Raw genomic sequence first — 14,656 nt, 5'->3', positions numbered from 1 at the left:
GACTTGGAACAGAGGACCTTGCAGACCATCGACAACCCGTTCGGCACGAGGTTGTCACCCATGTCTTAAGTACAATCTGTTACCCATGTCTCCGGGTTGGACAAATTGCTTGCTGGTGCCCCCGGACGGGATCGAACCGCCGACCTTCGGTTTACAAAACCGCTGCTCTACCAGCTGAGCTACAAGGGCACGGCGCTTCGGTTACCATATTTGATGCGCCAGTAAAGACAAAACTCCGTTTTCGGCCGCCGCGAACGCGCCGGTTCTGCCGCCAAGGCGTCCTGAAAACGGCCAATTCGCTTCCTATATTGATCGAAGGTGCAATCGCATCAGCGAGGCTGTCGCATGATCAGGTTTGTCATCATTCTCCCGCTCGTCGTCGTGGCTTGGGTTCTCCTGGTGAAGCTCATCAAGGACCTGAAGCACGCCAATATCGACTGGACCGGCGTCACCACCATCATCGGCTTCATCGCGCTCGCCTTCTGGCTTCGCCATATCACCGGCATGGGCTGAGGCCTGCCGGTTGTTCCGGTGAACTGTCGACGGCGCGACCGTTCGTGGTCGCGCATCAGACCGCGCGATTTCGCCCGCCGAGAAAAAATCCAAAAGGACCTTCGAACCTTTTCCTTGTCGCGACGACTGATGGTCAAGAGGCGGTTGGATCGCCTCCCACAACAAGGAGATCGTCATGTTCAAGCGCACCATCATTTCCGGCCTCGTCGCCACCACTGTCGCCGCCGCCATGCTGGTCGGCACCGTTCAGCCGTCGGCCGCCCATCACAAGCACAAGCACCTCGGCATCGGCATTGCCGCAGGTGTCGGCGGCTTCCTGCTCGGCAGCGCGCTGGCCCAGCCGCGCACCGTCTATATCGAGGAAGACGGCGGCTCGTGGCACGTCCGGCGCTGCCTCAATCGCTACCAGAGCTACGACCCGTACTCGGACACCTATGTCGGCTACGACGGCTATCGCCATCGCTGCTGGCTTTGAGGGCCACGATGCCAGCTTGGGATGACCGTTTCATGCAACCGGAAGGGCGCCCCACTGGCCCTTTTTCTGTTGTTCGGCGATAGGCTTCCTGTCGAAATCGACTGACTATCAGTGTCGGCGCTGCCCCTCATCTGCCTGCCGGCATCTTCTCCCCGTATAGTGACAGGGAGAAGGGACGCTTTCGGCGATGATTTCGCCAGTCTCCAGCGCTGCAAGAGGGCGCCAAGGTCGCGGTCAGCTTCTTTCTCCCCGTCACTATGCGGGGAGAAATGCCCGGTAGGCCAATGAGGGGCAGCGCCAGCTTCAGTCTCCAAGCAATTTAGCTATCATTTGTCTCTGATTTCACCAGGAACCCGGCAGTATACAGCGATTTCCCAACAGCCTAGTCTGCACCGATAGCGAAACAGGGAGAGGGCGCTTGGGCGAGCAAGATCCGAACGAAGAGCCGATCGAGACAATTTTCCGCAACGGCACGATCACCACCGTCGGCATCCTGCTGGCGTTCTCGCTGGGCTTCATCACGCATTGGGCCGCCAACCCGATACCATGGGAAATCTATCACCTGGCCGCCGTCGCGCCGATTTTGATCGGCATTGCCCTGCAGATACGAGCGCTGCGGTTGCTGCTCGACTTAACGTCTCTACAACGGCGCGTTTATGAACGCGCCAATCGTATCTTCATTGCCGGCCTAATCTTCACCGCCTGCGGAGTTGGGCTGGCGATGCTGCTTGATTTCTACGACCTATCAACCAAGAGCGCGGTGCCCGGGGCCTAGCTTTGGCCATCCTGGCAGATGTCGCACCATTCGACGCTGGTCAGCGCTGCCATGCGCTCGGTTCGCTGCGAAGGCCGGGAGGGGTCGGCAGCCCGCCGATCATCCTTGTCACCTCCGCCGCCGCATCGTGCACAAGCGGGCCGATCTCGGCCAGCCGTTCCGGCGTTACCCGCACCGTCGGCCCGGAGACCGAAACGCCGCCGATCGGCTCGCCGAACTCATTGAAGATGGCGGCGGCAACGCAGCGCATGCCCGGATGCCGCTCCTCGTCGTCTACCGACCAGCCGCGCAGCTTGATCGTCACCAGGTCGCGGGCGAGCGCCGGGATATCGGACAGCGTGTTTTCGGTGAAGCGCTCCAGCCCGGCCCGGCGCAGGATGGTGGCGACGCGTTCCGGCTCGAGATGCGCCAGCACTGCCTTGCCGATGCCCGAGGCATGGAAGGAGCTGCGCGTCCCCGGCCGGAAGAAGGCGCGGATCGCCTGATGCGTCTCGACCTGACTGACAAAGACGACGCAATCGTCCTCGGCGACGCCGAGATTGGCGGTCTCGCCGGTCTTCTCCATCAATTCCTGCATGACGATACGGGCGCGGTCGACCAGCTTGCGGCGGCGCAGGAACGCCGCGCCCATGCGATAGGTCTCGACGCCGATCGACCACAGCTGGTCGGTACCGTCGAACTCGACCATGCCGTGGTTCTCCAGCGTCGTCAGCATGCGGTAGGCGGTGGATGCCGGCAGACCGGAACTGGCGGCGATCTCGCTCAGCGACAGGCCGCTGCCATCGGCAACGATTGCCAGGATGCGCAGCGCCCGGTCCAGCGACTGCACCGAAGCAGCCTCGGCCGGCCCGTTGAAGGCGCGCGGCCGGCCGCGCTGGCGTTTTTCGGTGGTTTCCATCGGGCCATTCTTCGCTCTGTTCGCCCAGCACGGCAATGAAAAAGTTTTTCATCGATTTGCGAAGCGAATTCGTGGAAAACAGAAAGTCAAATCAATTCAATCTACAAGAGCCGTTTTCTAGAAATGAAAATATATTCTGAAAAAATTGAAAAATCATTGGTGCGCTGGCATCATCGGCTATCAACAATTCCGTGGAGGCTGACATGGCCAGGATGCGCGCAGTCGACGCAGCGGTTCTCGTTCTCGAAAAGGAAGGCATCTCCTGTGCCTTCGGCGTGCCGGGTGCTGCGATCAACCCGCTCTATTCGGCGCTGAAGGCGAGGGGCAGTATCCGCCACATCCTTGCGCGGCACGTCGAGGCGGCTTCGCATATGGCCGAAGGGTTTACCCGCGCCAGATCGGGCAATATCGGTCTGTGCATCGGCACCTCGGGTCCTGCCGGCACCGACATGATCACTGGCCTCTATTCGGCCGCTGCCGATTCAATTCCCATCCTCTGCATCACCGGGCAGGCGCCGCGGGCGCGTCTCAACAAGGAGGATTTTCAGGCCGTCGACATTGCGGCGATCGCCGCACCCGTCGCCAAATGGGCGGTTACGGTGATGGAACCCTATCTGGTGCCGATGGCGTTGCAGAAAGCGTTTCATCTGATGCGCTCGTCGCGGCCGGGGCCGGTGCTGATCGATTTGCCTGTCGATGTGCAACTGACCGAGATCGAGTTCGACATCGATGCCTACGAGCCGCTGGTGCCGTTCAAGCCGGCAATGTCGCGCGCTCAGGCCGAGAAGGCGTTGACGATGCTGAACGGGGCGGAAAAGCCTGTCATCATCGCCGGCGGCGGCATCATCAACGCCGATGCGTCCGATCTGCTGATCGAATTCGCCGAAGTCACCGGCGTGCCCGTCATCCCGACGCTGATGGGCTGGGGCGCGATCCCCGACGACCACCGCCTGATGGCCGGCATGTGCGGGCTGCAGACCTCGCACCGCTATGGCAATGCCACGATGCTCGAAGCCGATTTCGTTTTCGGCATCGGCAACCGCTGGGCCAACCGCCACACCGGTTCGGTCGACGTCTACACCAAGGGCAAGAAGTTCATCCACGTCGACATCGAGCCGACGCAGATCGGCCGGGTCTTCGCGCCGGACCTCGGCGTCGTCTCGGACGCCGGTGCGGCGCTGAAAATGCTGCTCGACGTCGCAACCGAATGGAGGACGGCCGGGAAATTGCGCGACTGGTCGGGCTGGGCCGGCGAATGCCGGCAGCGCAAGAAGACGATGAAGCGCAAGACGCATTTCGACCAGGTGCCGCTGAAGCCGCAGCGCGTCTACGAGGAGATGAACAAGGCGTTCGGCCGCGACACCACCTATGTCACCACGATCGGCCTGTCCCAGATCGCCGGGGCGCAATTCCTGCACGTCTACAAGCCACGCAACTGGATCAATTGCGGCCAGGCCGGCCCGCTCGGCTGGACATTGCCGGCAGCCCTCGGTGTTCGCGCCGCCGATCCGGACCGCACAATTGTGGCATTGTCCGGCGATTATGATTTCCAGTTCATGATCGAGGAACTGGCGGCCGGCGCACAACACAAATTGCCCTACATCCATGTCGTCGTGAACAACGCCTATCTCGGGCTGATCCGCCAGGCGCAGCGCGGCTTTTCGATGGATTTCGAAGTCAGCCTCGCCTTCGAGAACGTCAATCGACAGGGCGATCCAGAGGCGGGCTACGGCGTCGACCACGTCGCCGTTGCCGAGGCGATGGGCTGCAAGGCCGTCAGGGTGCGCCGGCCGGAGGAATTCGCCGGTGCCTTCGAAGAGGCAAAGCGCCTGATGGACGAGCACCAGGTTCCGGTGGTGCTCGAATTCATCCTCGAGCGCGTCACCAACGTTTCGATGGGTACCGAAATCGACAAGATCACCGAATTCGAGGAGCTTGCCGAACGCCATGAAGATGCCCCCACGGCGATCGTCATGCTCGATTAAGCCGCATATGAGGAACTACTGCCATGCCACGGTTCTCAGCCAATCTTTCGATGCTCTTTGGCGAGCATGACTTCCTCGACCGCTTCGATGCCGCCGCCCGCGCCGGCTTCAAGGGCGTCGAGTATATCGGCCCCTACGACCATGCGCCGGATGTCGTCGCGGCCAGGTTGAAGAAGAACGGGCTGACGCAGGTCCTGTTCAACCTGCCTGCCGGCGACTGGGCCAAGGGCGAGCGCGGCATCGCGATCCTGCCCGACCGCGTGCCGGAGTTCCGGCAGGGCATTGCCAAGGTCGTCACCTATGCCCATGCGCTCGGCTGCGAGCAGGTCAACTGCCTCGCCGGCATCGCGCCGCAAGGCGTCGACCGCTCCGTGCTGGAAGACGTCTTCGCCGAAAATCTGGCTTTCGCGGCCGAAAAGCTGGAGCAGGCCGGCATCAGGCTGCTGATCGAGCCGATCAACACCCGCGACATTCCGGGTTTTTTCCTGAATTACTCGGATCAGGCCCTGGCGCTGATCGACCGCGTCGGCTCGAAGAACCTGTTCCTGCAATACGATATCTATCACATGCAGATCATGGAGGGGGATCTCGCCCGTACCATCGAGGCAAACCTCAACCGCATCGCGCATATCCAGCTTGCGGACAATCCCGGCCGTCATGAGCCGGGGACGGGCGAGATCAATTTTCCCTTCCTGTACAACCACATCGACCGCATCGGCTATTCCGGCTGGGTCGGTGCGGAGTACAAGCCCAAGGGCGGAACGGAAACCGGGCTCGGGTGGTTTCGGGACGCGGCCGGGCAGGGCAGCGCGGCGGCGTAGACGCTGCGTATCGCACGTCGCGTTCCTGCGCGCCCCCTTAACAAGAAACGGAGAAGGACATGGAAACCATCGGCTTCATCGGCCTCGGCATCATGGGCGCGCCGATGGCGGGGCATCTGCTAGACGCCGGTTATCAGGTCGTCGCCAGCGACCACCGCTCGAAGCCGCCGGCCGATCTCGTCGCCAAGGGCCTGAAGGCCGTCACCGGCCATGATGCCGTTGCCCGCGCGGCCGACATCGTCATCACCATGGTTCCGGATACGCCGCAGGTGGCCGATGTGCTGTTCGCTGAGAATGGCGTCGCGTCAGGCCTCACTAAAGGCAAGCTGGTCATCGACATGAGCTCGATCTCGCCGATCGAGACCAAGGAATTCGCAAAAAAGATCAACGATGTCGGCTGCGACTATCTCGATGCGCCGGTGTCGGGCGGCGAGGTCGGGGCCAAAGCGGCATCGCTGACCATCATGGTCGGCGGCGAAAAAAATGCCTACGAACGCGCCAGGCCTATCTTCGAGAAGATAGGCAAGAACATCACTCTGGTCGGACCCAACGGCGTCGGCCAGATCACCAAGGTTGCCAACCAGATCGTCGTTGCGCTGACCATCGAGGCCGTCGCCGAAGCGCTTGTTTTTGCATCGAAAGCCGGCGCCAACCCGGCCAAGGTCAGGCAGGCGCTGCTGGGCGGGCTCGCAAACTCGCGCATCCTGGAAGTGCATGGCGAGCGCATGATCAAGCGCACTTTCGCGCCCGGCTTCCGCATCGAACTCCACCAGAAGGATCTTAACCTGGCGCTGGAAGGGGCAAAGGCGCTGGGCGTAGCACTACCCAACACCTCGATGACGCAGCAATTGTTCAACTCTTGCGTGGCGAACGGTGGAGCAAAGGAAGACCATTCGGCACTGGTCAGGGCGCTGGAGCGGATGGCTGGCCACGAGGTTGGGTGAGAGTGAGGTGAATTAGTCTGCAATACCTTCGATGGGCCGACTTCTTTCGACCGCATAGCGTATGAGATCGGCAAAACGTTTCAGAAAATCTTTGGATTCCTCCGACATTCCTTCAGTTCGCACAAGTGCCTCAACTTGCTTGGTCAAGGAAGGTAGGGATTCGATCGGAAGAGTGACGTCCTCATAGAAATCTTCGAATTTCAGTATGAGTTCAAACGCGTTTTGGTTTGCGATTGACACGATTTCATGATGCGCAGAGGGACCTACCGATACGCATCGATCGATATGCCCATCTGAATTGAGAACGGCAAAATCCAATGACATGCATTGCGCCCTATTTGCCGCGCGCGAACCACCGCCTCGCCGCATAAAGCGCCACCGCCGCGGCATTCGACACGTTGAGCGAACGGATGGCGCCGGGCATGTCGAGGCGGGCGAGCGTCGTCACCGTTTCGCGTGTCTTCTGGCGCAGGCCTTTGCCCTCGGCGCCCAGCACCAATGCGATCTTGTCTCCGGCAAAGCTCGTTTCGAGCTCTGCCGGCCCGTCCGAATCCAGCCCGATCGTCTGGAATCCGGCCTCGTGCAGCTGCTCCAGCGCATCGGCGAGGTTCTTCACCTCGATCTGGTCGATGTGCTCGAGCGCGCCGGAGGCCGATTTCGCCAGCACGCCGGATTCCTGCGGGCTGTGGCGCGCCGTGGTGATCAATGCACCGGTGCCGAAAGCCACCGCCGAGCGCAGGATCGCACCGACATTGTGCGGATCGGTGATCTGGTCGAGCACCAGCACCAGCCTGGTGTCGCCGAGCGCATCGAGGCGTTTCGGTTTCAGCGGCTCGGCCTCGATCAGCACGCCCTGGTGCACGGCATCCGAGCCGGTGATCTTGTCGATGTCCCTGGGTTCGACCAACTCCGCGTTGAAGGGCAAAGCGCCAAGGTCGGCGATTGCCAGCCGCTCGGCAGCGTTGCGCGTCACCAGCATCTTCCTGATTTTGCGGCGCGGATTGTCGAGTGCGGCCCGCACCGTGTGCAGCCCATAGAGCCGCACCAGCCCATCCGCCGGGTTCTCGCCGGGCGGCACCGGCTGGCGCGGCCTGAACGCCGGCGCGCCGCCGCTCTTCTCGTCGCGATGCGCGCGGCGCAGCTTGGCGTAGTGGGTGTCTTTAGGGGTCTTGGATTTGTTGTCGTTGCTCATGGCCGGCTTCTATAGCCGTGTCGTCCGGCCATGGATACAGCTGCATAAGCTGCTTGTCGGGCGAGGCGTGAGATTCAGCGCTTTTTGCCGGACGGTTGCGGTTGACAGTTTTGGGCGCTGCCGCCATAAGGCGCTTCGCGGAAGGGCTGCTTTGGCAGCCGCGACGCATCGATGCCTCGTTGCATGGCTCCGGCGGCAGACTGGAGAGGTGCCCGAGTGGTTAAAGGGGACGGACTGTAAATCCGTTGGCTATGCCTACGTTGGTTCAAATCCAACCCTCTCCACCACTGCCGGCCCGGAAGCCCTGAAACGCAGAGCGAGCGTCGGAGCGGATCCGATGCTTGACTGAAAGGCGCGGGTATAGCTCAGTGGTAGAGCAGCAGCCTTCCAAGCTGAATATGCGGGTTCGATTCCCGCTACCCGCTCCAGATTTCCCCCAAGCCGCGGCGCACCTCGCGCACGATGCCGAAGCAGGCAGCCCCAAGCGAAGCGCTTTGCCGTAGTTCAAAGTATTCGTTGCGCGTCCAGACGGACGCGCAACGAACTTTGATCCGTGTTTTACGCGTGTCGTTGTCCCAAACCGCAAGCGGTGTTGGGCGACATGCCTTAACTCGCGAATTTGCTGAATATGGACGCGAGTTGGTTCTGCTGCGGCACTTGCCCGTTCGGCGTCAGCTGGTCGACAAGCCCGGGCAAGGCCGCCGACAGTTGCTTGAGCAGGTCCTGTTGGTTCAGACCCGTCCTTTGCGCGATCTCCTGAATGATCTGCGGGCCGAGGGCACTGCCCAGATCGCTGGGGTTGATCGGCTGGTTCTGACCGGTGCCGACCCACGAATTGGCAACGTTGCCGTGGCCGGCGTCCTTCAGTTTGTCGAGCAGTCCGCCCAGACCGCCGAGCAGTCCGCCATCGGCGGATGCGGTTGTATCGGGCGGGACGGGGGCAGGGCTCTGCGCCGCCTCCGGCTGGGCGGAACTTCCACCGCTCAGCATTTTTCCCACCAAAAGTGCGCCGAGCGCGATCATCAGCGGCTTGGCGACGTTGCCGCCGGGAACGGCATTGTCAAACAGTCCCATTGTGGATCTCCATGTCAAATTGCCCGTCCGTCTCCAACAATGACGCATCCATGGCGAATTTCAAGCCGGTTTGAGCTTTCCGTAATCATGATTTTCAAGTTGGCTTGAGCTTTGCTTAATAATGTGGAAGTAATCGGGTGCGGGGAACGGAGAGGAAAAATGTCAATATTAAGCTGGATTATTCTCGGCGTCATCGCCGGCTTCATAGGCAGCAAGATCGTCAATAAAAGCGGGCAAGGCCTGGTGCTCGACATCGTGCTCGGGATTGTCGGCGCCATCGTCGGCGGGCTCATCTTCAGCGCCTTTGGCGCGTCGGGCGTTACCGGGCTCAACATCTATAGCCTGATCGTCGCCGTGGTCGGTGCCGTGGTTGTCCTGTGGGCCTATCATCAGTTCAGCGGCAAGAGGGCACTGTAGAAGCCGTCCGGCAGTTGCGTCGGCATTCGGGTGAATGCCGACCGCCTATCTGATCCTTTTGAGGATTTCGCGGATCAGCGTGTTGAGGCCGGCTTCCAGCCCTCTCACCATGATCGGCCATAATTCCTCGAGCAGTCGCTGCCATGCGGCATCGCGCCCAATCCTCACCGGCAGATTTGGCATCGCGCCCATTGCCGCCGTCACGTCGCGGCGCAGCCGCTCGCCACAGGCGCTTGCGCCGCTGATCGTCGGATCGAAGGGCAGCCGGGTGAAATCCCATTTTCCGCGCTGCTCGATGCCGAGATTGCTCTCGACTTCGGCATGCGACAGCACCGTTTTGGGCGTGACCTTGATGCGGTAGTATTTGCAGAGTTCGGCGACGACGGCGGCCATCGCGCCCCACTGCGCCCTGGTCATCGGATAGCGGCCGGCATCGAACGGCCTTTCCTCCGCCCCGGCCATGCAGCAGAGCGAAACCCCGATCGAGCCGCCGTTGCAGTTGAGCGTGTGCGCGGCATATCCCGGTTTTACCCGGCCTGAATTGAGCGCGATCGAAGACCGGCCCCTGACCAGACGGCCATTCCCCTCGACCAGTATGTGATACGCATCCCTGTCGGTATCGCCGGCCGAATGCGAGCCGGCGGTCCAGTGGCAAATGACGCGCCTCATCGCAACATCGGGCAACCAGTCGGGCGGCAATGCCACAGAAATCCCCGCGACATAGGTTCAGTGACGGAGCACAGTATAGTTTCCTTGGCGGCGGACGCGAAAAAGAAACGATAATTTGGTTGAGCGTTTTCTAACGGTCAGCTATTCGCCGGCATCTCCGGCGACCGCGTGTTCTCTGTATTGCGGCAGATCGTCGGTGATCGTGAACCACTTCGCCTTCGAGCCGACGAAGATGTGCTGCGTCGGGCGGATGGTCGGCTCGTCGACGAGGGTTCCCATGGCGACATGCACGAAGGCACCGTCGCGGACCACCGAATAGAGCAACGAGCCGCAAGTCTTGCAGTGCGCGTCATGGCCGGTGTCGTCGCCGAAGATCATGAGATTGTCCTCGCCCCTCGCCAGGCTCAGCCTGTCGCGCTCGATGCCGGCGAATGGCTTGAAGGCCGAGCCGGTGGTGCGCCGGCAGTTCGAGCAGTGGCAGTTCGCGGCATAGACGAACGCGTCCGCCACCGCGTACTGAACGGCGCCGCACAGGCACTTTCCGATAAGCCTGCGGTTGCGTGAATTCTGGTTGTCATCCGGGCTTGCCACGCGCTCCTCCTATTGTGCAGGCTGATTTCAGTTTCAAGCGACGACGGTCAACCGGCGCTTGCGCTCGTCGAGCGAGACGATGGTCAACCCGCTGGCCACCACCAGCAGGATTCCGCAGATGGCCAGCGCATTCGGGAGCTGCCGGAAAACCACCAGGCCTGAAATCACCGCCCAGACGGTAAAGCAATAGTAGAACGGCGCTACCACGCTGGTCGGCCCGACGCGATAGGCCATGAAGATGAAGAAGTGGCCGAAGATCAGGAACAGTCCGGCGCCGCCCATCAGCAGCAGGTGACGGATTTCAGGCACCACCCACTGCTCGGAAACCAGATGCGCAACGCCGGCGCCCGCGAGCACGACAATCACCGCGGAAATAGCTACGACCATTCCCGGCACGTCGGCGGCGACCTTGCGTCCGGCCAGATCGCGCGCCGCGGACAGGGCGGCATTGCCTAGCGCCAGCAGGGCGTAGACGGAAATCCCCTGCATCGTCGGTTGTGCCACCATCACGGCGCCGATAAAGCCGAGCCCGATCAGCGCCAGGCGCAGCCCACCGATCCGTTCGCCAAACAGCATCGAGGAGCCGACCAGCATCAGCAAGGGCGTGATCTGCCCGAGCGCGGTCGAATCGGCGATCTGCATGTTGGCGAGCGCCACCACGTAGCAAAGGATCGCACCCAGTTCGAGCATGTTCCTGCGCAAAACCTTGGCGTCGAGGATCAGCGGGATCTGCTTGCCATAGCCCAGCATGAACAGCAGCGGAAAGCCCCACAATGTTGCCGCAGCGCCGCGCAGGAACAGCACCTCATAGGGCGGCAGTCCCGCGGTTGCGAGTTTCATCATCGTGTCGTTGACGATGTAGGACCCGGTCGAAACGACCATGAACAGCGGGCCTCGTATGGCAGTCGGGATGAAATGCATCGGCCTACGAAATCAGACCGGCGCCAGGGCGGCAATGGGCCAGATCCGGCTGTAAATCCGTCAAAGCCGTCAGCCGCAGCCGCAACCATTCCATTTGCCCTTGTTCGTTCCTATATCCGCGCCACATTCTCCGAAACCGGATCACGCGTTCGGGCGGGCGAGCGCGCTCGGCGACAAGGCACTTGTGTTTTTTGGCCTTAGTCGCTAATCGCCCCGCATTCGACTGAACTGAAGGTCCAGGCCATCCCCAGGCCGTCCAAGGAAAGAGACTATGGCAAAAGGTAAATTCGAGCGCACTAAGCCTCATGTGAACATTGGCACGATTGGTCACGTCGACCATGGCAAGACGTCGCTGACGGCGGCGATCACCAAGTATTTTGGCGAATACAAGCGCTACGACCAGATCGATGCGGCGCCCGAAGAGAAGGCGCGCGGCATCACCATTTCGACGGCCCACGTCGAATACGAGACCGCCAACCGCCACTATGCCCATGTCGACTGCCCCGGCCACGCCGACTATGTCAAGAACATGATCACCGGTGCCGCGCAGATGGACGGCGCGATCCTGGTGGTGTCGGCCGCCGACGGCCCGATGCCGCAGACGCGCGAGCACATCCTTTTGGCCCGCCAGGTCGGCGTGCCCTCGATCGTGGTGTTCTTGAACAAGGTCGACCAGGTCGACGACGCCGAGCTGCTCGAGCTGGTCGAGCTCGAGGTGCGTGAGCTTTTGACCAAGAACGAGTTCCCCGGCGACGACATTCCGATCGTCAAGGGTTCGGCGCTTGCCGCCCTTGAAGATTCCGACAAGAAGATCGGCGAGGACGCCATCCGCGAATTGATGGCTGCGGTCGATGCCTACATCCCGACGCCGGTTCGTCCGCTCGACAAGCCGTTCCTGATGCCGATCGAGGACGTGTTCTCGATCTCGGGCCGTGGCACGGTGGTGACCGGCCGCGTCGAGCGCGGCGTCGTCAAGGTCGGCGAGGAGCTGGAGATCGTCGGCATCCGTCCGACCACCAAGACGACCTGCACGGGCGTCGAGATGTTCCGCAAGCTGCTCGACCAGGGCCAGGCCGGCGACAACATCGGCGCGCTGCTGCGCGGTGTCGACCGCGAGGGCGTCGAGCGCGGCCAGGTCCTGGCCAAGCCCGGCACCGTCAAGCCGCACAAGAAGTTCGTTGCCGAAGCCTACATCCTGACCAAGGACGAGGGCGGCCGCCACACGCCGTTCTTCACCAACTACCGTCCGCAGTTCTATTTCCGCACGACGGACGTGACCGGCATCGTGTCGCTGCCGGAAGGCACCGAGATGGTGATGCCGGGCGACAACATCACCGTCGATGTCGAGCTGATCGTGCCGATCGCCATGGAAGAGAAGCTGCGCTTCGCCATCCGTGAAGGCGGCCGCACCGTCGGTGCCGGCATCGTCGTCACCATCACAGAGTAGTCGCCGGCGCTGCCGGTTGAGATCGGATGCAAAGGGGCGGTCTTCGGGCCGCCCTTTTGATTCTGATATTCTGGCAATGGATTAACCGCATTGCTTCAAATCCTGTTGCAAGCGCCTCTGCCATAACTAGTATAGGTTGCATCGAGGGGGGCTGCCCGAATGGTTCCATGGCGCCGTTTGCATAGTCAGGCATGGTGGTCGCTAGGGCTGATCTGCCTGGTGTCGTTGCTTGCCATGGGCCACGCTGCCTTCGCAGCGGATGCAAAGAAATCCACGCCGGAAAAATCCGCGCCGGATTTCGGCCCGACGATGCGGTTCGTCGTCGTGCGCAGCAGCGCGCCGGGCTGCGAGCCGACCTGTCCGGAATGGATATCGGCGGAAGGCTCGATAGAAGCCGGCACGCCGGCCCTGTTCAAACGCGCGCTGAAAGCGCTTGGCGGCCGAAAGCTGCCGATCGTCGTCGATTCCCCCGGCGGCAATGTCGAAGCGGCGCTGACACTTGGTCGCCTGATCCGCAAGAACAAGCTCGATATCGCCGTCGGCAAAACCCGCTTCGTCGGCTGTCTGCCAGATGTGAAGAACTGCAAGGAAAACGACGGCAAGAGCGCCCGTTATTTTGGCAATGCTTATGCCGATGGCGCCATCTGCAATTCCGCCTGTCCGTTGATGTTTTCCGGCGGCATCCGGCGCGTGGTAGGCGAATGGGCCTTTCTCGGCGTCCATCAGATCACCACGACCTATATCCGGACGAAATTGCTGTACCGCACCACCTACCGCATGGTGAAGGGCAAGAAGAAGATTCTCAGCACCAAGGTCGTCAGCCGGAAGAACGCCGGCAGCTACAAGACCTATGAGATGAACAAGCCGCTGGAGCGGAAGCTGGCGGCCTATCTGAAGGAGATGGGCGTCGGCCTGGGTGTGCTCGAGACCATGAAAAGCACACCGGCCAGCGGTATCCAGCAATTGGCTCCCTACGACATGCTGCAAATGAATCTCGTCACCAGCCGGGATGCCGTCGACCTGCTGACCGCGCCAACCCTATGCGCGTCCGATCCGTTGCCGGCGAGTTGCAGGGAGGTGCCAGCGCCGGCGAATATCACGAAGCCGGCCGGCGAAGTGGTGGCGAAAGCCGAGCCTGCACCCGCAGGGCTCGAAACCCCGCGGCCCAAGGAGGTCGCAGACATGCGCTTCGTCCTGGTCCGCGGCAGCAACCCGCTTTGCAATCCAAACTGCCCGGAATGGATCTCGGCCGAAGGCGCGATTGCGCCTCAGACCCCGCAGAAGCTGCGCCAGTTGCTCGCCATGCTTGGCAACCGACGGCTGCCGGTGGTGGTCAGCTCACAAGGAGGCGACCTGTTCAGTGCTCTGGCGGTGGGGCGACTTATCCACGAAAAGAAGCTCGACATCGCTGTCGCCCGCACCGATTTCGTTGGCTGCGACCCGGGAGAGTGGAGTTGCTTGGCTAAAGAGGGCGCCTATGCCGGCCTGACCGTCGATTCGGGAGCGGCATGCGATTCGGCCTGCGCGCTCATGCTTGCCGGCGGCGTCAGACGGTTTGTCGGTCCGCAAGCGCGGCTCGGCATGTACCTGATGGGACAGCAGCAGATAATTAAGACCTATCTCGAGGACATGGCGATTGGTCCCGGTCTGTTCGCCGCGCTCGAGCAGCGCTCGGTCGAGCGCCAGCTCGAACCAGACCTAATGCTGAAGGTTGGACTGACGACGGGGCCGCAATCGGTGGACGCGCTGACGGGCGCCACCATCTGCAAGTCGTCGCCGAAGCCCGACAACTGCCGCGTTCTGCCGTCCGCCAGCGCCGAGGCAGAGACGCCGGCGAAGCTTTAGCGCAACCTTGCACTGCCCATCGAGGCAGGTTGAGCGGCGCTCGGTGTTTCCGCTATCGTCCTGCGTGGTTGAAGACCAGTCAGGTGAGA

At 61.8% G+C, this 14,656-nt stretch carries 16 protein-coding genes and 3 tRNA genes; 11 read left to right on the top strand and 8 right to left on the bottom strand.

Annotated elements, in window-relative coordinates; translation table 11 throughout:
* Window positions 1-113: 113 nt before the first annotated feature.
* Window positions 114-189 (bottom strand) — tRNA-Thr (locus NKH93_RS31880).
* Between the two features lie 156 nt (window positions 190-345).
* On the opposite strand from NKH93_RS31880, the gene NKH93_RS31875 reads away from it, so the two are divergent.
* The 3 genes from NKH93_RS31875 to NKH93_RS31865 all read left to right on the top strand — a co-directional run bounded on the left by NKH93_RS31875 (window position 346) and on the right by NKH93_RS31865 (window position 1,763).
* The gene (locus NKH93_RS31875) at window positions 346-513 is read left to right on the top strand and encodes a hypothetical protein (protein WP_352451069.1); all 168 of its coding nucleotides are present in this window, start codon (window positions 346-348) and stop codon (window positions 511-513) included.
* Between the two features lie 175 nt (window positions 514-688).
* Window positions 689-988: a BA14K family protein gene (locus tag NKH93_RS31870; protein ID WP_352766692.1), complete on the top strand. Its 300-nt coding sequence runs from the start codon at window positions 689-691 to the stop codon at window positions 986-988.
* A 418-nt stretch (window positions 989-1,406) separates the two neighbouring features.
* Window positions 1,407-1,763, top strand: coding sequence for a hypothetical protein (locus NKH93_RS31865; protein ID WP_352685048.1), 357 nt, complete (start codon window positions 1,407-1,409; stop codon window positions 1,761-1,763).
* Window positions 1,764-1,803: 40 nt separating this feature from the next.
* Here NKH93_RS31865 and bhcR read toward each other — a convergent pair whose 3' ends face one another.
* Entirely contained in the window at window positions 1,804-2,661 is an 858-nt protein-coding gene (gene bhcR / locus NKH93_RS31860; RefSeq protein WP_352975180.1) for an HTH-type transcriptional regulator BhcR, read from the bottom strand.
* Between the two features lie 203 nt (window positions 2,662-2,864).
* Between bhcR and gcl the strand changes: the two genes are divergently transcribed.
* Genes gcl through NKH93_RS31845 form a run of 3 tightly spaced genes read left to right on the top strand, consistent with a single transcriptional unit; the run spans window position 2,865 to window position 6,411 of the window.
* On the top strand, window positions 2,865-4,646 hold the full coding sequence (gene gcl / locus NKH93_RS31855; protein ID WP_352975177.1) for a glyoxylate carboligase: 1,782 nt from the start codon (window positions 2,865-2,867) through the stop codon (window positions 4,644-4,646).
* Window positions 4,647-4,669: 23 nt separating this feature from the next.
* Window positions 4,670-5,467, top strand: coding sequence for a hydroxypyruvate isomerase (hyi, locus tag NKH93_RS31850; protein ID WP_352702326.1), 798 nt, complete (start codon window positions 4,670-4,672; stop codon window positions 5,465-5,467).
* Between the two features lie 59 nt (window positions 5,468-5,526).
* The gene (locus NKH93_RS31845) at window positions 5,527-6,411 is read left to right on the top strand and encodes a 2-hydroxy-3-oxopropionate reductase (RefSeq protein WP_352975171.1); all 885 of its coding nucleotides are present in this window, start codon (window positions 5,527-5,529) and stop codon (window positions 6,409-6,411) included.
* Window positions 6,412-6,423: 12 nt separating this feature from the next.
* Here NKH93_RS31845 and NKH93_RS31840 read toward each other — a convergent pair whose 3' ends face one another.
* The gene (locus tag NKH93_RS31840) at window positions 6,424-6,735 is read right to left on the bottom strand and encodes a hypothetical protein (RefSeq protein ID WP_352975167.1); all 312 of its coding nucleotides are present in this window, start codon (window positions 6,733-6,735) and stop codon (window positions 6,424-6,426) included.
* Between the two features lie 10 nt (window positions 6,736-6,745).
* The gene (locus tag NKH93_RS31835; protein WP_352975164.1) at window positions 6,746-7,603 is read right to left on the bottom strand and encodes a TrmH family RNA methyltransferase; all 858 of its coding nucleotides are present in this window, start codon (window positions 7,601-7,603) and stop codon (window positions 6,746-6,748) included.
* A 202-nt stretch (window positions 7,604-7,805) separates the two neighbouring features.
* Here NKH93_RS31835 and NKH93_RS31830 point away from each other — a divergent pair.
* A tRNA-Tyr gene (locus NKH93_RS31830) sits at window positions 7,806-7,890 on the top strand.
* 67 nt (window positions 7,891-7,957) lie between these two features.
* Window positions 7,958-8,031, top strand: a tRNA-Gly gene (locus tag NKH93_RS31825).
* 178 nt (window positions 8,032-8,209) lie between these two features.
* Here the strand turns inward: NKH93_RS31825 and NKH93_RS31820 are convergent.
* A complete protein-coding gene (locus NKH93_RS31820; RefSeq protein WP_023680430.1) occupies window positions 8,210-8,677 on the bottom strand; it encodes a YidB family protein in 468 nt (155 codons plus the stop codon).
* Between the two features lie 159 nt (window positions 8,678-8,836).
* Here NKH93_RS31820 and NKH93_RS31815 point away from each other — a divergent pair, with 159 nt between their 5' ends.
* A complete protein-coding gene (locus NKH93_RS31815) occupies window positions 8,837-9,094 on the top strand; it encodes a GlsB/YeaQ/YmgE family stress response membrane protein (RefSeq protein ID WP_023717513.1) in 258 nt (85 codons plus the stop codon).
* A 45-nt stretch (window positions 9,095-9,139) separates the two neighbouring features.
* Here NKH93_RS31815 and NKH93_RS31810 read toward each other — a convergent pair whose 3' ends face one another.
* The 3 genes from NKH93_RS31810 to NKH93_RS31800 form a co-directional block, all read right to left on the bottom strand.
* Window positions 9,140-9,763 (bottom strand): peptidoglycan recognition protein family protein, encoded by a 624-nt coding sequence (locus NKH93_RS31810; RefSeq protein WP_352975159.1) that lies wholly within the window; start codon window positions 9,761-9,763, stop codon window positions 9,140-9,142.
* 141 nt (window positions 9,764-9,904) lie between these two features.
* On the bottom strand, window positions 9,905-10,354 hold the full coding sequence (locus NKH93_RS31805; protein WP_352541352.1) for a GFA family protein: 450 nt from the start codon (window positions 10,352-10,354) through the stop codon (window positions 9,905-9,907).
* A 33-nt stretch (window positions 10,355-10,387) separates the two neighbouring features.
* Complete coding sequence (locus NKH93_RS31800) at window positions 10,388-11,275, bottom strand: DMT family transporter (RefSeq protein ID WP_352975149.1); 888 nt, start codon at window positions 11,273-11,275, stop codon at window positions 10,388-10,390.
* Between the two features lie 271 nt (window positions 11,276-11,546).
* Here NKH93_RS31800 and tuf point away from each other — a divergent pair, with 271 nt between their 5' ends.
* Together tuf and NKH93_RS31790 are read left to right on the top strand one after the other, a co-directional pair.
* Window positions 11,547-12,722 carry an elongation factor Tu gene (gene tuf, locus NKH93_RS31795; protein WP_352614181.1) on the top strand — a complete coding sequence of 392 codons (1,176 nt, stop codon included), beginning with the start codon at window positions 11,547-11,549 and terminating at the stop codon, window positions 12,720-12,722.
* 159 nt (window positions 12,723-12,881) lie between these two features.
* Window positions 12,882-14,567, top strand: coding sequence for a COG3904 family protein (locus NKH93_RS31790; protein ID WP_352975147.1), 1,686 nt, complete (start codon window positions 12,882-12,884; stop codon window positions 14,565-14,567).
* Window positions 14,568-14,656: the final 89 nt, after the last annotated feature.

This window comes from Mesorhizobium sp. M0954, assembly GCF_040319155.1.
GTDB lineage: Bacteria > Pseudomonadota > Alphaproteobacteria > Rhizobiales > Rhizobiaceae > Mesorhizobium.
The sequence above is the reverse complement of the archived record's forward strand: the minus strand, read 5'-3'. Positions and strand labels throughout refer to the sequence as shown.